This window comes from Tuberibacillus sp. Marseille-P3662 (assembly GCF_900178005.1).
GTDB lineage: Bacteria > Bacillota > Bacilli > Bacillales > Sporolactobacillaceae > Marseille-P3662.
The window spans coordinates 332490-351107 of the sequence record NZ_FXBS01000006.1 but is presented as its reverse complement, the minus strand read 5'-3'; the positions used below and the strand labels follow the sequence as shown (position 1 = coordinate 351107).

General features: G+C 41.5%; 20 protein-coding genes. 6 read left to right on the top strand and 14 right to left on the bottom strand.

Features of this window, described 5'->3' with window-relative positions:
- Window positions 1-235: 235 nt before the first annotated feature.
- Together B9Y89_RS10245 and B9Y89_RS10240 are read left to right on the top strand one after the other, a co-directional pair.
- Window positions 236-616 carry an LSm family protein gene (locus tag B9Y89_RS10245; RefSeq protein WP_085523142.1) on the top strand — a complete coding sequence of 127 codons (381 nt, stop codon included), beginning with the start codon at window positions 236-238 and terminating at the stop codon, window positions 614-616.
- An 11-nt stretch (window positions 617-627) separates the two neighbouring features.
- Entirely contained in the window at window positions 628-846 is a 219-nt protein-coding gene (locus B9Y89_RS10240) for a hypothetical protein (protein WP_085523141.1), read from the top strand.
- Here B9Y89_RS10240 and B9Y89_RS10235 read toward each other — a convergent pair.
- A complete protein-coding gene (locus tag B9Y89_RS10235) occupies window positions 843-2126 on the bottom strand; it encodes a glycosyltransferase family 2 protein (RefSeq protein WP_085523140.1) in 1284 nt (427 codons plus the stop codon). The two genes, B9Y89_RS10240 and B9Y89_RS10235, sit on opposite strands and share 4 nt — an antisense overlap.
- 237 nt (window positions 2127-2363) lie before the next feature.
- On the opposite strand from B9Y89_RS10235, the gene B9Y89_RS10230 reads away from it, so the two are divergent.
- The 4 genes from B9Y89_RS10230 (at window position 2364) to B9Y89_RS10215 (ending at window position 4221) form a co-directional block, all read left to right on the top strand.
- A complete protein-coding gene (locus B9Y89_RS10230) occupies window positions 2364-2678 on the top strand; it encodes a hypothetical protein (protein ID WP_085523139.1) in 315 nt (104 codons plus the stop codon).
- A gap of 51 nt (window positions 2679-2729) precedes the next feature.
- A complete protein-coding gene (locus tag B9Y89_RS10225; RefSeq protein WP_085523138.1) occupies window positions 2730-3227 on the top strand; it encodes a spore coat protein in 498 nt (165 codons plus the stop codon).
- Between the two features lie 126 nt (window positions 3228-3353).
- Entirely contained in the window at window positions 3354-3677 is a 324-nt protein-coding gene (locus B9Y89_RS10220; RefSeq protein ID WP_085523137.1) for a hypothetical protein, read from the top strand.
- Window positions 3678-3729: 52 nt separating this feature from the next.
- Window positions 3730-4221: a spore coat protein gene (locus tag B9Y89_RS10215; RefSeq protein WP_085523136.1), complete on the top strand. Its 492-nt coding sequence runs from the start codon at window positions 3730-3732 to the stop codon at window positions 4219-4221.
- A gap of 149 nt (window positions 4222-4370) precedes the next feature.
- Here the strand turns inward: B9Y89_RS10215 and dnaI are convergent, their stop codons facing one another.
- The 13 genes from dnaI to icd all read right to left on the bottom strand — a co-directional run bounded on the left by dnaI (window position 4371) and on the right by icd (window position 18591).
- Complete coding sequence (gene dnaI, locus B9Y89_RS10210; RefSeq protein WP_085523135.1) at window positions 4371-5312, bottom strand: primosomal protein DnaI; 942 nt, start codon at window positions 5310-5312, stop codon at window positions 4371-4373.
- 13 nt (window positions 5313-5325) lie between these two features.
- The gene (locus B9Y89_RS10205; protein WP_085523134.1) at window positions 5326-6690 is read right to left on the bottom strand and encodes a replication initiation and membrane attachment family protein; all 1365 of its coding nucleotides are present in this window, start codon (window positions 6688-6690) and stop codon (window positions 5326-5328) included.
- A 406-nt stretch (window positions 6691-7096) separates the two neighbouring features.
- Window positions 7097-7564: a transcriptional regulator NrdR gene (nrdR, locus tag B9Y89_RS10200; RefSeq protein ID WP_085523133.1), complete on the bottom strand. Its 468-nt coding sequence runs from the start codon at window positions 7562-7564 to the stop codon at window positions 7097-7099.
- A gap of 17 nt (window positions 7565-7581) precedes the next feature.
- Complete coding sequence (locus B9Y89_RS10195; RefSeq protein WP_139822782.1) at window positions 7582-7941, bottom strand: cytosolic protein; 360 nt, start codon at window positions 7939-7941, stop codon at window positions 7582-7584.
- A 111-nt stretch (window positions 7942-8052) separates the two neighbouring features.
- Window positions 8053-8433: an adenosylmethionine decarboxylase gene (gene speD / locus B9Y89_RS10190; RefSeq protein ID WP_085523131.1), complete on the bottom strand. Its 381-nt coding sequence runs from the start codon at window positions 8431-8433 to the stop codon at window positions 8053-8055.
- A 162-nt stretch (window positions 8434-8595) separates the two neighbouring features.
- On the bottom strand, window positions 8596-9630 hold the full coding sequence (locus tag B9Y89_RS10185) for a glyceraldehyde-3-phosphate dehydrogenase (protein ID WP_085523130.1): 1035 nt from the start codon (window positions 9628-9630) through the stop codon (window positions 8596-8598).
- Between the two features lie 97 nt (window positions 9631-9727).
- Complete coding sequence (coaE, locus tag B9Y89_RS10180) at window positions 9728-10327, bottom strand: dephospho-CoA kinase (protein ID WP_085523129.1); 600 nt, start codon at window positions 10325-10327, stop codon at window positions 9728-9730.
- Window positions 10324-11160, bottom strand: coding sequence for a DNA-formamidopyrimidine glycosylase (gene mutM / locus B9Y89_RS10175; protein ID WP_085523128.1), 837 nt, complete (start codon window positions 11158-11160; stop codon window positions 10324-10326). The genes coaE and mutM overlap by 4 nt, the downstream gene beginning before the upstream one ends.
- 15 nt (window positions 11161-11175) lie before the next feature.
- Complete coding sequence (polA, locus tag B9Y89_RS10170; protein WP_085523127.1) at window positions 11176-13809, bottom strand: DNA polymerase I; 2634 nt, start codon at window positions 13807-13809, stop codon at window positions 11176-11178.
- A 13-nt stretch (window positions 13810-13822) separates the two neighbouring features.
- Window positions 13823-15517 (bottom strand): two-component system histidine kinase PnpS, encoded by a 1695-nt coding sequence (gene pnpS, locus B9Y89_RS10165; protein WP_085523126.1) that lies wholly within the window; start codon window positions 15515-15517, stop codon window positions 13823-13825.
- Window positions 15514-16224, bottom strand: a complete 711-nt coding sequence (locus tag B9Y89_RS10160; protein ID WP_085523125.1) for a response regulator transcription factor — start codon at window positions 16222-16224, stop codon at window positions 15514-15516. Before B9Y89_RS10160 ends, pnpS begins: the two co-directional genes overlap by 4 nt.
- Before the next feature lie 142 nt (window positions 16225-16366).
- A complete protein-coding gene (mdh, locus tag B9Y89_RS10155) occupies window positions 16367-17302 on the bottom strand; it encodes a malate dehydrogenase (RefSeq protein ID WP_085523124.1) in 936 nt (311 codons plus the stop codon).
- Between the two features lie 17 nt (window positions 17303-17319).
- The gene (gene icd, locus B9Y89_RS10150) at window positions 17320-18591 is read right to left on the bottom strand and encodes an NADP-dependent isocitrate dehydrogenase (protein WP_085523123.1); all 1272 of its coding nucleotides are present in this window, start codon (window positions 18589-18591) and stop codon (window positions 17320-17322) included.
- Window positions 18592-18618 lie beyond the last annotated feature (27 nt).

Here is an 18618-nt window from a genome sequence, read left to right as displayed (position 1 = left end):
ACGTTGTCTACAACTATTATATTCGCCTGTTAATCCTTATGTTTGGGCTGACTTAAGTTCCCAGGCTCATAACTGCGAGCAGGGAAGAGCCCATATCGCGGCCTAGTCCATTGATGATTCTGACAAAGAGGCACCGTATGTACTCATGCGTAATTCTGTAAAAGATGATGAAATGTCCTATACAGACGAATACGGATAAACATATAAATAAGTAAAACGAGAAAGGGTGATTTTGTTGCCACTAAATAACCAAACAAGACAGAGAGTTCTTTTGACGCTTCTTAATCAAATCTCTCAAAATTTAGGAAACCTCAATACCAATGCATCTAATACAACAAATTCAAATATTTCTATAGATTTTCCTGGCATTGATGTTGATGTTTCCTTACCTGATTTAAACCCGTCTACACCTTCTACACCATCAGATCCTCAACCTGATACGATTCGAGAGGTCCTTTTGAACCTGCTTAATCAACAGGTTGAGGTCACATTGGCTTTTGACACAATTACTGGAACATTGTCTAGTGTTCAGGATGATTATGTTGTCATTATTGAAGGTGACGGCTCTCTCGTGCTGGTACCAATCAATCAAATTGAACTCGTTAATGAACTTTAGGGGGATTGTTAATGTTTGAAACAACTTTAAGTGCAGAGTTGGCAAGACGAATCGGTTCAAGAGTTGAAATTGCGACAGCCACTAATTTCATTGAAGGGGTTCTTACGAGTGTATCGACAGAACTGGTCATAGCCGTTCAGGTTTCAGGCTATGGATATGGAAGCGGAAATACCGTCTATATCTCACTCGACGCTATCAGTTTTGTTCGAATCCCTTCAACGGCTGCTTAATTCATGTATTTTATGAAATCATTCCATTTGGAATGATTTCTTTTTGTAATACTTGAATCATGTTCTCGAACGTTATAAACCGTAAAATCCTGATAATATAAGGGGCCTCTTTTTATTAAATCGTTAAGAATACTAACATCTTCATAAAGCCGACCATCTTGAAATTCGACAATAGGGAATCCTCCATTTGCCTTTAAAGCAGATGTTCGATAAATTCGGGGCCCTAAAGGAAAACGGTAGGAAAGTAATGCTTTCTTGTCGTTCACGGGCCTACCTTTGTTAATACTTTTAAACCTTACATCACCGGAGGACAATTGTTTCCAAGTTTTTAGATTCCCATAGAGCACTTGACTATCATCTGGCAGAACACTTAAATATTGTTTTATGATTGAGAAAGCATCAGGGTCAAGCCAATCATCTGCATCAAGTTCCAACACAAATTCTGTTTGAACATAAGGTAATAACTCATTTAGTGCTCTTGCCTTTCCTCCATTATCTTTTCTTAACAACTTTATTTTGGGATCTTGTGTCCACTTTTCGATCCGGGAATCAGAACCATCAGTAGAACCATCATCGATCACCAATACTTGATCGACGGGGTCAGTCTGCCAAACACAAGACGCGATCGCCGTTTCGACATACTGAACCATATTGAAATTAGAAATCATAACAGAAATAGAAGGAATTCTTGGAAGGGACGATAACGGTTTTGCACTATACTTTTCTAAAAATTGCTGCTTATGAAACGCATTAGCGTTCATCTTCTTTTTTGCTTGTTTGATACAGATTTCCTTTAAAATAGTGACTTCTGAAGGGTTAAAATGCAATAACCAAGAGGGTAATACAGCCTCTTTAAAAGGTAGCTGGTGCATGGATAAAAATGGATTTTGCTTAAGAACTGAGGTCTTAGCAACAAAGGGCCGTTGAATGACGGTATGATGGAAGTTATAAGAATAAGTCATGACAGATTGAGAACGATTTAAAATTAAGGGTTGGTTTTTTATATTAGGCGTGAGATAGTCTTGATCATAAAAAAATAGGACATACTCGCTCGTCAACATTTGCACATATTGATTTAATGTTCCTCCTAAATCTCCGCGATCAATCTTCCTATAGTCCAATTCATGTTCAAAAGCTTGCCAATGATGCTTGAAAGAATGCCCGTCTTCAAAAACGGTGATACCTTTTATACGGTCACTGATCAATTCAAGTGACTTTAAAGCCTGTTCTAAGGCGGATTGACTAGAGTAATCTAGAAAAAAAACATGAATGTCTTTCACTCGGATCACCTACTTTATTCGTAATTAGTTAAAAGAGTCTTCTTATTATATATTCATCCCCCTGGGTAAAGTTGATTTCCAGTTCAAAAATTCGCTTGATAAAACCTTAATATGTCGTTTATTAGATAGATGCTTACAGAAAACTGGGTGACTGCCTATGAAAACATGGGCCGATAGTTAGTTCCAATATATTTGCTTTGCATAGGATATTATGAAACTTGCTTTGGAGGTGAAAAAATGGAAGAGACACAATCAAATCAAAGTGCGAATCAAGCACAGAATGATCCCACAATGGAGAATGTTTATAACATGTCCCAAACCGCCACCAATTCACTCGTTAAATCATTATTTCGAAAACACGGTGTCTCAAAAGAACACATCCAACCTATCGATGATGAACAAAAGGAAGAGTTAAGAAACATGGTCAGGCAAATTCAAGAACAAGTTGCTGAATTACAAACCAATCAGACGACAACAGAAAAGGAAGAAACTAAAGCACCCAAAAAGGAAAGTCCTTTAAGCCTGATGAGAAAAAAGCGTAATAGAAGATAATGTTCCTTCGCAGGTTGTTCATTTGAAATAAAAAAGGAGGACCTTTGAATTATGAGTGATCTATTTCAAACGTGCTGTAACCGATGTGGAAGTCATCCTTGTAGTTGCTCTCGTCAATCACAATCGTCTCATAACCGGTGGAATGCTTTGAGCGGAGACCCTCATCCACTAGAAAATGCAACAGGAGTTAATAATTTCGACCAAGTTGCAACAACCGGGCAAAGTTCCGATGAGTGTATTATCATCAGAGATTCAGCGGATGTTAACGTGCACACCACATCAACTCAAGCAGCCGTTGGTATTCAATTAGCTGTCCAGGTCGCCGTCATGGTTATCTTGGAAGTATCCATCGGCGATAGTGCCACCGAGGAACACATCATCAACGATTTGCAGCAACTGACAGATATTGATCAAAGCAACCAACAAAAAACGATTATTGAAAACTCACGCGATGTTGACGTTACAACAACAGACACGAACTTGGCCGTCACGGCACAAATCGCTGTTCAAGTGCTTGTCGCCCTTCTAGTGACTTTAGATATTCTTTAATAATAAAGATCTTACAGGATATCACAAAAATTAGATCAAAACCTATGAAAACTTAGGACAGATATTTAGATCCAATGTGCGCATTATGCATAGGATATTGATGAAACTTGCTTTGGAGGTGAAAAAATGGAAGATAAATATCAAAACGAGAATTCAAACCAAAGTGAGAACCAAACTCAAAACGATCCCACAATGGAGAATGTCTATAACATGTCCCAAACCGCTACCAATTCACTCGTTAAAACATTGTTTCGAAAACATGGTGTCTCAAAAGAACACATCCAACCTATTGATGACGAACAAAAGGAAGAGTTAAGAAACATGGTTAGGCAAATTCAAGAACAAGTTGCTGAATTACAAACTAATCAAACGACAGCAGAAAAGGAAGAAACTAAAGAAGCCCCAAAAGAAAGTCCTTTAAGCTTAATGAGAAAAAGACGCGGAAGATGATCATGTCTTTTTATAGGTGAAACTTCAAATAAAAAAGGAGGACCTTTTAATTATGAGTAGTCTATTTCAAACGAGCTGTGGCCGTTGTGGAAGTCAACCTTGTTGTTGTTCCCGCCAGGAAACTAATAACCGTTGGAATGCTTTGAGTGGAGATCCTCATCCATTAGACAATGCGACAGCTTTTAATAATTTTGACCAAGTTGCAACAACCGGGCAAAGTTCCGATGAGTGTATTGTCATCAGGGATTCAGCAGATATCAACGTACAAACCACATCAACTCAAGCAGCCGTGGGTATTCAATTAGCTGTTCAAGTCGCTGTTATGGTCATTTTAGAAGTATCCATTGCCGATAGTGTCACCGAAGAACAAATTATTAATGATTTGCAGCAACTGACGGATATTGATCAAAGCAACCAGCAAAAAACGATTATTGAAAACTCACGCGATGTTAATGTTACAACGACTGACACGAACTTGGCCGTGACCGCACAAATTGCTGTTCAAGTGCTTGTCGCCCTTCTAGTTACCTTGGATATCCTTTAAATTCCAATAATAGCTTTAAAGAAAGACTGGCACATTAGCTTTTGTATGTGCCAGTCTTTTTAGAGTGATTTTCTTATAGATTCCCGTTTATCGGTTTTATATAAGAGCTTTCAGATATAATAAGCCTTCATTAGTCAACATTAACAAAACTACATTTGTTCTCTTCGATTGTTGCCGCTGACTTTAACCGCGTGGGTGTAATGACGGAGTCGCTCCATAATACGCTTTGCTTTCACGAGTTCCGTTCCGCTTTTATTGGAGTATGCCAAATGTTCCTCTAACTCGTCATAATCGGAATTCGATGTGTACAGCGTTGGTAAATTTTGCATCATTCGATACTGCAAAATACTACCGAGAACCTCATCTCGTACCCATGGAGACATGGTTTCCGCACCGATATCATCTAATATAAGCACAGGAACATCTTTGATATAAGAGAGCTTTTCATCGAGATTGTTTTGCTGAATTGCACCTTTAATTTCCCGAAAGAAATCTGGCGTATAGACCATGAGGGATTCGACGCCGGCCCTCATCGCTAGTGCGTTCATAATCGCACCCATAATATAGGTCTTACCGACACCAAACATTCCATGAATAAAAAGCCCTTTAGCTCGCCCAGGATCTTGCATATAGTTAGAAACAAATTGGCCCGCCGCCTCTAACGCATCTTGGCGTCCTGGGTCCATTTTATCAATGGTTTGGAAGGTTGCATTGAGTACATCACTAGGTACATAAAAACTTTGAATCAACTGTGACTGCTTCCGCTTTTGCTCAGCAGCGCGTTTCAATTGACAAGGATGGTAACTTACAGACAATGAGCCTTTATCAATCGTCATTGAAGGCTGATAGCCTTTCATAACATTCGGACAATGCTCAAGTCCCGGACAATGGTCACAAGCCTCTCTCCCTTCTAGGTATTCATGCACTTGCGGAAGACTGCGTTGAATCATTGTCGTGGTCGTCCCAGGGTTGTCATGGAGAAACGTTTGCATGCGCTCATCCTCGAGTACTTTTTGATACAAGGTATGATATTGTTGTAATAACCCTCTGTCACCGGCCAATTCTTTGATTGTCGATTGGATTGATTTCACGGCAACCACCGTCCTACAAATTGTTTAGATATTGTTCAAGCCATTCTGCGCGTTGTTTGGCATTATTATTTTGGTCTTGTGTTGGTTGTTGTGTATTGTTATCTTCTTTCATCCATTTAGGTACAGGGGCTTGGCGCTGGTTCTTACGATATGACTGTCCTTGTCCCTGCTTTTTGCCTTGACGCCATTGCTGATACTTTTGATGCTCCGATCGCGCCAAACTCATCGCCTGAGGGACCGATTGAATGTGTTTACGCGCCCAATGCCCGGCAATTTTTTCAACATAGCTTTTTGATAGTTTTCGATCATTGGCTATCATAACATAATGAATCAAAACATTGACAACGCCTGCTGGGAGTTTTTGCTCCATCATAATCTCTTCAACAACTTTCAAATCAGCCGCCGGCGGTTTGCCGCCACCAGACAAGTATTCTAGTAACTCATGGGGAGACACTTGTTCTAAGGTCTTGACCTGCTTTTCTTCTTCTGTTTGCGGTTGTTTATCGTCCATATGCCGCAGATCAGGCGGTTGACGCCGCTGGCTAAGAACAGGCAATGCTTCTCCCGTTTCTAACTTGTAATAATAACGCACTTCCCTTTGTAAGGTCTCAATATCAATGGAGCCTGAATGCAGAAAGGCTTTCTGAATAATACCGCTCATCTCTTCTGGTTCAAGCATATAAATCCAGGCCAGTTTGGTTATAGCTTCTTTAACCTCTGCTGTAAAAGCCTCACGCGAAATAATAACATCCGATAAATGCTGATAAAGCGCCTCAAAATCAAATTCGAAGTTTGTCACCCGATCAGCCAAGGATTTATCGGGCCAGTCAGCTTGCTCAAAACGTTCAGAAGCCTCTGGTGCCTGCAGTTCTGACGGACTCACTGACTGAAAGACTTGTTCAAATGAAGCCGTTAAGTTCGTATATTGATGCGTATCCACGTGATGTTCCGGAAGAAATGTTTGTTCAATCCGACGAAACTCACGTTCACCTAACTTATTATATAAATAATGACCTAATAGTCCATCTGTAAAAAATGCCGCGGGTGTTAGGGGAGCCACCAGTTCATAGATAAACGTACGCGTACTTCCTGACTCCGTTTGGTAGACTCTTAACAAGCCCACCGCTTCGAGTTGTTGCCGTTCAGAAAGCAAAACCTTCAAGTCAACGTCCATCATCGTCATCAGATGATGGTGAGTGGCTTCAGGTAAATGATGGGCCATTGTAACTTCCTGCCAAAGCGTTGTGTATAATGCACACGCACGCATGCCAATTAACGGTTGGTAGAGGAAATATAACGTTCGCAATTCGTATTCACCAATCATGCCATCACTCTGGACATGATAAGCGTCAACAGGTAATAGATCTTTCCAGTGCAATATTATTCCTCCTTGTTCACAAACCTAGCGACGCACAGGACAATACTAGCACCGTGTTTACAACCGGACATTATTGTTATTAGCCGATGTTCCAGCGCACAGGACGTGCTAGCATCGGCGTTACAATAGGACGTGTGGCCCACAGGATGTGGGTCAGTTCAGTGTTGTCACAGGACGTGACGTTTTTAACTGAACCTCCTTATTTAAGCCGAAAATCCTTCATTTAGTCGAACATCCTTACATGGGCTAGATCATTCCTTGATACGTCCCCACTTCGTCCTGCGGGGTTTTCAACTGTTGCTTTTCCCGCAGGCGTCTCACGCTTTCTTCTTCAATTAACGAAAGACAAATAGAAATGAGAAAAACTTGGCTTAGGCCAAGTTACAAAAGAAGTCAAGCTGGATGTTTAATCAGACTGCTGGTTCTTTTTCAATAAATCTTCTAATTCATCAATGAAGACATTAATGTCTTTAAACTGCCGATATACCGATGCAAAGCGCACATAAGCTACTTCATCAATTTTAGAAAGTTCTCCCATAACAAGCTCACCGATTTCAGCGCTATTAACTTCGGAAATGCCGCCGCTTCTCAATTCCTGTTCAACATGATTAACGACTTTTTCAAGACTCTCCAATGGAACGGGACGTTTTTCACAAGACTTAATCAAGCCTCGGAGCATTTTGTCCCTGTTAAAAGCTTCTCGTTCATCACCTTTTTTAACAACAATTAATGGAATTTCTTCCAAGGTTTCAAATGTTGTAAACCGGTAATGACAAACGGGGCATTCCCGGCGGCGCCTAATTGAATGGCCGTCACCTGACGGGCGGGAGTCAAGTACTTTCGTACCGTTCTCATGACAATTGGGACAACGCATTACTCACACCTCTTCTGTCATGCTTGTGATTGATTGGCCGAAGGGAAAGTTTGATTTAAACGTTCATAGAATGATTGAATATAACGGTGAATGTATCCGAAATTCAAACCACGTTCGATGCTCATGGAAATATCCACAGCCGTATGGTATGGCCGCACTGAAATAATGGTTAAAACCAGAAAGGACTTTCTCACACTATTATATTGAATGGAAATCTCCCCACGATCTTTGGACTCACCAATCAGGGTCATCTTCGTATCTTTTGCTATATCATCTAAAATGTGACTAAACAATTTATCTTTCGTTGTTTTATAATATCTGGTTTGCAATTGTTGATCGGCTAGGGCTTCCCCCGTCTCAATATGTCTACTAAACAACTTCCCCACCAATCCCAAATTATTCACCTACTTTAAAACTTAAGTTCGAACACGCTACTAACTTTATAATAAATGAGTCGGAAGCCAGGTTCAAGTAGAAAAACACGGAATTTATGGACGTGCTGCCTTCAGTATCTGCCCGCCCCCACGCTCAATTAAAAGAACATCCTTATTTTTTGCTGCTAACTGTTCAGTGATATGATTGATCGCAACCATGGGTTCCATCCGCTCCCCACATGTAAAGACATCAACAGCTGCATAACCATTTTCCGGATACGTATGAATGGTCAAATGGGATTCAGAAATCAAGACAGCACCGCTAATCCCCTGCGGAGCGAATTGGTGAAACGTTACTTCCCTGAGCTCAGCACCTGCAATCATTGCTGCCTTGACCATCATTTTTTCTATGAAATGAATATCATTCAATAATTCTATATTGCATTGCCAGCACTCGACAATATGGTGTTTTCCCGGCAATCCTGACGTTTCCATACGATTCCTCCAAATGGTCATTCTAGCAAATATGCTTTATATACGAATCCATGCTATTAAAGTTTCACACGCATCTATGATAACTTTTATGCTACTCTTTAAGTATAACAAAAAAGAACCCGTATCACTTTATATAAAGGATACGAGTCCGTAAGTTATTTTTTAAGAAACTTGTGTATTATTTCCAGTTGCAAGCCTCGCCGAGAGTAGCATGATCAAGTCTACAATACGGCAAGAATAGCCCCATTCATTGTCATACCACGCTATGATTTTAACTTTGTTACCAGCCATCACAGTTGTTGACAGCCCATCAATGACCGCTGAAAAAGCATTGGTTTGGTAATCGGAGGAAACAAGTGGCTCATCAGAATAATCCACAATCCCTTGGTAACGGCCGTTTGCTGCAGTTCTAAAACATTCATTAATTTGCTCTACAGTAGTCTCGGTGTTCAAATCAACAACGAGATCCACCAATGACACATTCGGTGTGGGCACCCGTAAAGCCATGCCACTTAATTTACCATCAAGTTGCGGCAATACTTTGGCAACCGCCTTAGCAGCTCCGGTCGTGGTTGGAATAATCGATTGTCCGCAGGCCCGGGCACGGCGTAAATCCTTGTGGGGATTATCAATATTATTTTGATCATTCGTGTACGAATGAACCGTTGTCATCATCCCCGCTTCAATTCCGAATTGCTCATCAAGAATCTTGGCAACAGGCGCAAGACAATTCGTCGTACAAGAAGCATTGGAGATGATGTGATGCCTATCGGGAACGTAGATATCCTCATTAGCACCCATCACAATGGTCGCGTCTTCGTCTTTACCTGGAGCGGTGATAATGACTTTAGCGGCCCCTGCCTCAAGATGATAACCCGCTGTTTCTCTCGTTTTAAATTTTCCAGTGGCTTCAATGACGATATCAACTTTTAACACGTCCCATGGCAGTTGATTTGGATCGCGTTGATTCACAATTTGTACATGATGACCATCTACTGACAACGTATAATCATTGACGACAGCCACCTCCCCGGGAAAACGTCCATGCAGCGTATCATATTTGATCAAATGGACCAACGTTTCTACAGGATAATTAGCATTAATCGCAACAACATAAGCATCCGTCCGGCTATGGAGATTGCGAAACACCATGCGGCCGATACGACCAAAACCATTAATGGCAACATTGACAGACATGACATCAGCCTCCAGCAATTATGTTATACTAATAAACCGATTAGTGTGTTTTAAGTATAACACATTGGAGTTGAAGTGTGTCCTCTTTTAGAATAATTCATTTCAAAATGTGCCATCGCCTAAATATGGATTCTAATTGCTGCTTGGTATGTGTTAAATCACCACTATTATCAATCGTCTGATCAGCGTACGGTCGTTTGTCTGATAAGGGCATTTGCGATTCGATCCGGCTTAACGCATCATCCTCGCCGCGTCCATCTCTTTCCATTAATCGTTCAATCTGTAATTGCCGTGGGATATAGACGAGTAACACCTTGTCAAACCCATCTGTTAAACCATTTTCAATCAATAATGGAATATCAAGAACAAGGGCATGCTCACCGTTATCAGCGTAGGCCTCTTCATGTTCGTTCATTCGTTGGCGAACTTCGGGATGGACAATATCATTAAGTTCCTTCCGCTTGGCATCATCATTAAAAATAATCTCTCCTAAGGCTGGACGATCCAATGTGCCATCCTCATGCAAAACATGTTCACCAAAAGTGTTAACAATGCGTTCAAGGCCGCGTTCACCTGGTTCAACGACTTCTCTTGATATTTGGTCAGCATCAATCACCGGAATGTCCCACGCCTGAATCATATTGGTAACCGTACTTTTGCCGCTGGCAATGCCACCCGTCAATCCTACTTTAATCATATGTGCCACTCCTTTTGGCAGTTTGGACAGAAATGCGTCCCCCGGCCCCCGAGCTTTATCTTTTCAATCGGAGTACCACATTGTTTGCATGGCTGATCTTCACGTGCATAAACATATAATCGCTGCTGAAACATCCCCATTTCGCCGTGACCGTTCAAGTATGAACGAATGGAACTGCCACCAGCAGCAATCGCTTCACCTAATGTTGATCGAATCGCAAGAACAAGATCATTCATTTGAGCAAAAGGTATGGCTTTGGCTTCACTGCCGGGATGAATCCCAGCCCGAAATAAAGCTTCATCCACATAAATATTACCTAGCCCGACAACGGCTTTCTGATCTAATAACACGGGTTTAATCAACCTTGTCGTACGCCTGAAAACGTCATCTAAGTGATTGGCTGTAAAATCATCCTCTAGCGGTTCCGGTCCTAAATCAGCAAGGGGTGGAAACTGAAGTTCCTTCCCCTTGTCATATAAATGCATTGTACCGAATTTGCGTACATCGTTATATTGTAAAGCTGTTCCATCAGTAAACTTAAAAATCACGTGGGTATGCTGATCGGTTGGAACTGGGGTATCCGTCAATGAATATTTACCTTCCATACGCAAGTGTGAAACGAGAGCAACATCATCTAGGTCAAAACGCAAAAATTTTCCGCGGCGGTTGATATCATGAATCGTCTGACCCGTTAATAATGTTTGAAAAGCTTGAACGTCAGCAGGATGCTTCACCATCTTAGGCCAACGAACACTGACATCTGATATGGTTTTTCCGACGACCAATTGTTTCAGCGTATTTTTAACTGTCTCAACTTCAGGTAACTCAGGCACCGCCATTCGTCCTTTCTATTTCGCATCGTACCATGTCGAACCATACGCATAATCCACTTTAAGCGGAACATCTAAGTTAAAAGCATATTCCATAACATCGGGTACGATATCCTTTAATCGATCAATTTCTTCCTCTGGTGCTTCAAAAATCAATTCATCATGCACCTGCAATAACATATTCGTTTGGAGCTGTTCATCTTCCAGGCGCTCAGCCATTTGAATCATGGCTAACTTAATAATGTCAGCCGCGCTCCCTTGAATCGGTGTATTCATCGCCGTTCGCTCGGCGAAGCTTCGCCGATTAAAATTCCGGCTTGTAATTTCCGGCAAATACCGCCGGCGCTTAAGCAACGTTGTCACATAGCCGTCAAGCTTTGCTTGCTGAACAATTTCGGTCATATATTCCTGAACACCAGGATAGCTTTCAAAATACTTATCAATAAAAGCTTTAGCGTCTTTTCTTGTTATACCGAGGTTTTGCGATAAGCCGAAATCACTGATGCCATAGACAATACCAAAATTAACAGCCTTGGCCTGCCTACGCATGATATCGGTAATTTCATCACTCCGAACACCAAAAACGTCCATGGCTGTTTTTGTATGAATATCCAACTCGTTATTGAAGGCGTCGATTAAATTCTCATCACCAGCAATATGGGCCAAGACACGCAACTCGATCTGTGAATAGTCGGCGGCGAATATACGCCATCCTGGCTGCGAGGGAACAAACGCTTTCCGGATCTTACGCCCTTCCTCAAGCCGAATCGGGATATTTTGCAAATTAGGATCCGTCGAGCTTAGCCGTCCCGTTTGGGTTAACGCTTGGTTAAACCGGGTATGAATCTTCCCGGTTTCCGGATGAATCACTTTAAGCAGCCCTTCAATGTAAGTTGAATTGAGTTTTCCGAGCTGGCGGTAGACTAAAATTTGATCAATAATCTCGTGTTCGGGGCGTAGTTTCTCTAATACATCCGCTGACGTTGAATATCCAGTTTTTGTCTTTTTGATCACAGGTAGTTCAAGCGTTTCAAACAGCACTTCACCTAATTGTTTCGGTGAATTAATATTAAAGGACGTACCCGCCATCTCATGAATGCCCTTTTCAATAACTTGTAACTTTTCATTAATCGCCTGACCCATTTCTACAAGGGTATCGCGATCGGTCTCAACCCCTTTAAATTCCATCTCTGCTAACACAAGGGATAAAGGCATTTCCATGTCTGTGAGCAATGATAATTGTTGATTATCTTGCAGTTCTTTCTTCAGCATGGGTTCGAGTTCAACCATCGCTTGAACTTTTCGAGCTAAGTGGTCAGCGAGTGTGTCACGCTCAGGTATTTGTCGTTTGGCACCTTTACCGTAAAAGGCCTCATCGTGAAAAACATAATGGAGGTTGCGTCGCTTAGCAATGTCTGAAAGATCGTGCCCTGATTCCGAAGGATCAATCAGATAAGAAGCCATGTTAATATCAAAGATGATTCCTCTTAAGTCAACACCGCGCCATTTTAACGCAACAGCCGCCCGTTTGGCGTCAAAAACAACCTTTTTCTCGTTAGGGTCTTCGAGCCATTCGACAAATGCTTGCGAGTTTAAGGCTTGATCGGTTTCAAGCACGAAACAACCATTATCGCCTGCCACAGCAAACCCTTGGATATCCGCAAAGTGATAATTCTCGTCGACCATCTCCATAAGCAATGCTGAGACGTTTTCAAGATCTTCCTTTTGAATGTCACTTACTAATTTGTAATCAATGTCTATATCTTTTGACGCTTCATCAATTTCAGCCTCATAACCAATTCGTTCCAAGAGCGTGTTAAAACCTAAATCTTTAAATAACGCCGCAACATCTTCCGTGATTTGCTCTTCATACACCGTTTCATCTAATGTTAAACCGTCAAGGGGTGCATCAAGATTAATGGTTGCAAGCTGCTTACTCATCATGGCCTGGTCTTTGTTATCCGTTAATTTTTCTTTTAACTTTTTTCCGGAAACCTTATCAAGATCAGCATAGACCCCTTCTAATGACCCGAATTGTTTTAAAAGTTTGATCGCTGTTTTTTCACCGACACCAGGAACCCCGGGAATATTATCTGAACTGTCGCCCATAAGCCCCTTTAAATCGATGATTCTTAGCGGTTCAATTTCATAACGTTCATGAACTTTCTCAGAGTCATAGTCATCCATGTCCGTAATCCCTTTTCGTGTCAATGAGACCATGGTTCGATCATCAACAAGTTGTAAAAGATCTTTATCACCTGTAACTACTTTAACCGTCCAACCAGCTTCTTGACCTTTCCGAGACATCGTACCAATGATGTCATCCGCTTCATATTGATCCTTCTGATAGTGTTTAATATGCATACGATCTAAGACTTCGTGCATAAATGGAATTTGTTCGGACAATTCGGGCGGTGTTTTTTCCCGGCCGCCTTTATACTGTTTGAACGTTTCATGACGGAAGGTTGTCTTTCCGGCATCAAAGGCAACAAGCATATGCGTCGGTTGCTCTTCTTCAATGATTTTTAATAACATATTAGTAAAACCATAAACGCCATTTGTATAGACGCCCTTATCATTACTTAATAACGGTAGGGCAAAAAAAGCCCGAAAAGCGATACTGTTGCCGTCAACCAGCACGAGTTTTTTCATGCATGACACCTGCCTATGTAATTTCTGATTTCTTAAATACTATCGTAAACGTTGTGCCTTCACCCGGGACACTGCCAACATTAATCTTTCCTTCATGGGCCTCAACCAAATGTTTGACAATCGCCAATCCTAAACCCGTTCCTCCGGAATCTCGACTTCTTGCTTTATCGACACGATAAAATCTTTCAAAAATCCTTGGAACTTGTTTTTCATCAATACCGATTCCTGTGTCTGACACCTGAAATTGAACATGATCACCACCGTCATAGATGGCTGCATACACATGCCCCCCCTCAGGGGTATAAGCAATAGCGTTGTTTATCAAGTTTATCACAATTTGTCGGATCCGGTAGGCGTCTCCCAAAGCGTGAACAGGGTCAGCGTGACGGATGTGAAGGTCAATCTGTTTTTCTTCTGCTTTTCCCTTTAATATTAACATGATTTCATCTAATATCGTTTTTATATCAACGGAATCCCACGATATTTGAAATTGATCCTGTTCAATCTTGGACAAATCGAGCAAATCATGAATCAGTGTTTGTAGTCGCTTGCTTTCATTCAAGATAATCGTAAGAAACGACTTCGTCAATTCGTCATCGTTACTCCCATCATCCAATAGCGTTTCCGCAAAGCCAGTAATTGACGTCACAGGGGTCTTAAGTTCATGGGAAACGTTAGCAACGAAATCCCGTCTGACCTTCTCCAATTTTTTCAATTCTGTAATATCATGAAAGACCACCAAAATGCCGTGCAGTTTCTGTTGATTATTAAGAATCGGCACACTTGAGACGTCAAAATGCCGCCGTTCAATATGAATCGGCAATCTCAACTGTCGTGACATGCGTTGTTCAGTCAAAAATGTTTCATCAATCACTTCTACGACTTCCTGTTGAGGAATGGCGTGCTGGTAATCATCGTTAATCCAATCTTGTGTAGTCTGCCTAAAGGTTTCTTGATAAGTTTTGTTCACTAAATTAATTTGCCCACTCTGATCAATGAAAATAAGACCGCTTCCGATGTTCTCAATTAATGTGCGGAGGCGGTCTTGTTGCAATTGATAGGACTTCGTCATTTTTTCTAAATTTCTAGCCAGCGTATTCAATGAACGATTGAGATCAACAGAAGCCTTTAACTCACCGGTCTCCGATATTCTTGTTTCATAGGCTCTAACCGCTAAGGATTCTGCCATATCAGTCGCATCTCTCAATGGCTTTGTAAATCGACGTGTGAAACGCTCATACCCAAAAATGAACAAAATACCGGCCAAAAATATGATGAAATAAAGCGTGAAAAGCCCCTTTAACTTAGGAATGTCTCCTTTTAACTTGATATATCCCAAAAGATGACCATCTGCTGTTTTTAGCGACTGCGCATAACCAAATTGATGATCAGCTTGTTGATACTGCTCAGATGCAGCAAATGGCTGAAAATCCTTGGTTGTCGGAGACGATTGATAGAGAATGTCACCCTTAGGACCGTATAGCACAAGTTTTTCATCGGTTTCCGCAGCAAATTGATTCAAATTAGAACGCTCTTCCGATATCATTAATGTCTCGTTTTCAACTACAAAGGCTTTAACCGCTTCAAGTCGGTCTTTAACAACATGCTTATATTGTCGAACATTAGCGGTTTGAATGAGTTCATTCATCATCAATAAACAACCCGTGAGGACGATTACAGCTAAACTTATCCGCAACGACTTTCTCATGATGTTGGATCCTCAAACTTATATCCCAATCCTCTAATGGTTTTGATATAACGGGGCTTCCGCGTATCTATCTCGATTTTCTCTCTTAAGTGGCTAACATGGACATCCACAATACGGGTATCCCCAGCAAAATCATAATTCCAAACGGCGCTTAATAACTGCTCTCTCTTCAATACACGTCCCTTATGCTTAATAAGGTAAACCAATAATTCCAATTCTTTTGGCGTTAAGGTCATGTATTCACCTTTAAAAGTCGCCTCATAATTATCAGGATAGACAACCACATCGCCTACCGTATATCTGCGTTCTTTCGGTTTGTGTTCTGTTGTTTGTTCGGACTGATTTACACGCCGTAAAATCGCCTTAACCCGCGCTGTCACCTCCCGCGGACTAAATGGCTTGGTCATATAGTCATCGGCGCCATTTTCCAAACCAATGATTTTATTCAATTCATCATCTTTGGCGGTTAGCATAAGTATCGGTACGAGTGCCTGCTGTTGTCTCATTTTCCGGCAAACATCCATGCCATCCATGTCCGGTAGCATTAAATCAAGCACCATTAAATCAATTGTCTCTTGGAGGGCAACTTCCAAAGCCTCTGGTCCGGTGGAAGCGGCTACCACTTCATAGCCCGCTTTCTCAAGATTATATTTTAATAAAGTGACAATCGATGGCTCATCGTCAACGACAAGTATTCGTTTTGCCAAAGAATCGCCCTCCTCATCAAAAGTCTCATTTTTATATTTATTCTACACTTTTTTTAAAAGGAGATAAAGTTTATCTGCATCCTTTACAAGAAAAAAGGATTCGAAGCGCGTTGACTTCGAATCCAAATAAAGTGTTCGTCAATTAGAGAACGTGCATAACGTTCTTAACCGATTCAACAGACTGAGACAGAGCCTTCTCTTCATCATCTGTTAAATCCAATTCAATGATGTCTTCTAAACCATTTCCACCGACAATGACTGGGACACCGAGATATAAATCGCTATAACCATATTCACCCTCAAGATAGGCAATAGCTGGTAAAACACGCCGTTTATCCTTAAGAATGGCTTCAACCATTTGAACTAAGGAAGCCGCTGGTGCGTAGTAAGCACTGCCATTGCCGAGCAAACCGACAATTTCACCACCGCCTTTTCTCGTCCGTTCCACGATGGCGTCTAATCGCTCTTTAGAAATGAGTTTTTCAAGCGGAATGCCGCCTGCGTAGGAATAACGAACAAGTGGTACCATATCATCTCCATGGCCGCCGAGAACAAAACCAGTAATATCCTCAACTGAGAGATTCAATTCTTCAGCAACAAACGTCCGGAAACGAGCTGTATCAAGAACACCTGATTGACCAATGACACGATGTTTTGGGAATCCCGATTCTTTAAAGACTGAGTATGTCATGGCGTCGACCGGATTTGTCAAAACAACAATCGTACAATCCGGTGAATGTTCCACGATTTGCTTCGTGACCTGTTTCATAATTTTCGAGTTAGTTGCGACGAGGTCATCCCGGCTCATACCCGGCTTTCTAGCAATGCCCGCTGTAATCACAACAATATCGGACCCTGCTGTATCTTTATAATCCGAAGTACCTTTGACATTCGCGTCAAAACCAAGAACGGGGCCTGATTCCAACATGTCTAAGGCTTTCCCTTTAGTTGGATCTTCCATGTCCGGAACGTCAACGAGAACAACGTCGGCCAACTCTTTTTGAGCCGTTAAAAAAGCTGTTGTCGCGCCTGTAAAACCAGCACCGATAACGGAAACTTTTCTACGTGTAATACCCATGTTATTGCCCTCCTCAGTTAGTCCATGTTTTTGATCAATTCATCGCCGAACTCCGAAGTTTTCACTTCAGTCGCACCATCCATTAAACGGGCAAAATCATACGTCACAACTTTGTTGGCAATGGTTTTATCCATCGCTTTAGATACAAGCTGCGCTGCTTCATGCCAATTCAAATGTTCAAGCATAAGGACGCCTGATAAGATGAGTGACGACGGGTTAACTTTGTCCATACCAGCATATTTTGGTGCCGTACCATGTGTTGCTTCAAAAATGGCATTACCGGTTTCGTAATTAATATTGGCTCCTGGAGCAATGCCGATGCCGCCCACTTGCGCTGCCAAAGCATCGGAAATATAGTCACCATTCAAGTTCATCGTTGCAACGACATCATAGTTTTCAGGACGCGTAAGGATTTGTTGCAAAAAGGCGTCAGCAATTGCGTCTTTAACAACAAGTTTGCCAGCGTTAACCGCTTCATCTTCAGCTTTATTTGCAGCATCTTTTCCGTCTTTTTCAACAATGCGGTCATATTCAGCCCAAGTAAAGACTTTGTCACCAAATTCCTCTTGGGCAACTTCATAACCCCATTGCTTAAAGGAACCTTCAGTGAATTTCATAATATTTCCTTTATGTACTAATGTGACATTCTTACGTTTTTCGTCCAAGGCGTATTGAATCGCTGCCCGAACGAGACGCTTGGTACCCTCTTTTGATACAGGTTTGATTCCAATGCCTGATGTTTCAGGAAAACGGATATTCTGTTGATCCATATCATTTTGAAGGAAATCTACAACTTTTTTGACTTCATCGGTACCTTCTTGAAATTCGATACCAGCATAAATATCCTCAGTATTTTCACGAAAAATGACCATATCTACTTTCTCCGGTTCCTTAACAGGAGATGGAACACCCGTGAAATACTCGACAGGACGCAAACAAGTGAATAAATCAAGTTTTTGACGCAAGGCGACATTCAATGAACGGATGCCACCACCAACCGGGGTTGTCAAAGGTCCTTTAATAGCTACCTTATATTCATCAATTGTATCGAGCGTTTCCTGAGGTAACCACTCATCGGTGTTGTCTTTGGATTTTTGACCAGCAAGAATTTCCTTCCATTCAATTTGCTTTTCACCATTGTAGGCTTTTTCAACAGCAGCTTCTAGAACTCTTGATGCCGCTGCCCAAATATCCGGACCCGTGCCGTCTCCCTCAATGAATGGAATCACTGGATTGTTTGGAACATTAATTTTGCCATTTTCTACTGTAATGCGTTCACCGTTTGCCAACGATAAAACCTCCTACTAACATGTTTT

What these genes read in the sequence shown, in the direction of transcription:
- B9Y89_RS10230 (WP_085523139.1), top strand. Translation starts at nt 2,364, where the DNA reads ATGGAAGAGACACAATCAAATCAAAGTGCGAATCAAGCACAGAATGAT.
- polA (WP_085523127.1), bottom strand. Translation starts at nt 13,809, where the DNA reads ATGAAAAAACTCGTGCTGGTTGACGGCAACAGTATCGCTTTTCGGGCT.
- B9Y89_RS10215 (WP_085523136.1), top strand. Translation starts at nt 3,730, where the DNA reads ATGAGTAGTCTATTTCAAACGAGCTGTGGCCGTTGTGGAAGTCAACCT.
- speD (WP_085523131.1), bottom strand. Translation starts at nt 8,433, where the DNA reads ATGGAAACGTCAGGATTGCCGGGAAAACACCATATTGTCGAGTGCTGG.
- B9Y89_RS10185 (WP_085523130.1), bottom strand. Translation starts at nt 9,630, where the DNA reads ATGTCTGTCAATGTTGCCATTAATGGTTTTGGTCGTATCGGCCGCATG.
- pnpS (WP_085523126.1), bottom strand. Translation starts at nt 15,517, where the DNA reads ATGAGAAAGTCGTTGCGGATAAGTTTAGCTGTAATCGTCCTCACGGGT.
- B9Y89_RS10240 (WP_085523141.1), top strand. Translation starts at nt 628, where the DNA reads ATGTTTGAAACAACTTTAAGTGCAGAGTTGGCAAGACGAATCGGTTCA.
- B9Y89_RS10220 (WP_085523137.1), top strand. Translation starts at nt 3,354, where the DNA reads ATGGAAGATAAATATCAAAACGAGAATTCAAACCAAAGTGAGAACCAA.
- coaE (WP_085523129.1), bottom strand. Translation starts at nt 10,327, where the DNA reads ATGATTAAAGTAGGATTGACGGGTGGCATTGCCAGCGGCAAAAGTACG.
- mdh (WP_085523124.1), bottom strand. Translation starts at nt 17,302, where the DNA reads ATGGGTATTACACGTAGAAAAGTTTCCGTTATCGGTGCTGGTTTTACA.
- nrdR (WP_085523133.1), bottom strand. Translation starts at nt 7,564, where the DNA reads ATGCGTTGTCCCAATTGTCATGAGAACGGTACGAAAGTACTTGACTCC.
- B9Y89_RS10225 (WP_085523138.1), top strand. Translation starts at nt 2,730, where the DNA reads ATGAGTGATCTATTTCAAACGTGCTGTAACCGATGTGGAAGTCATCCT.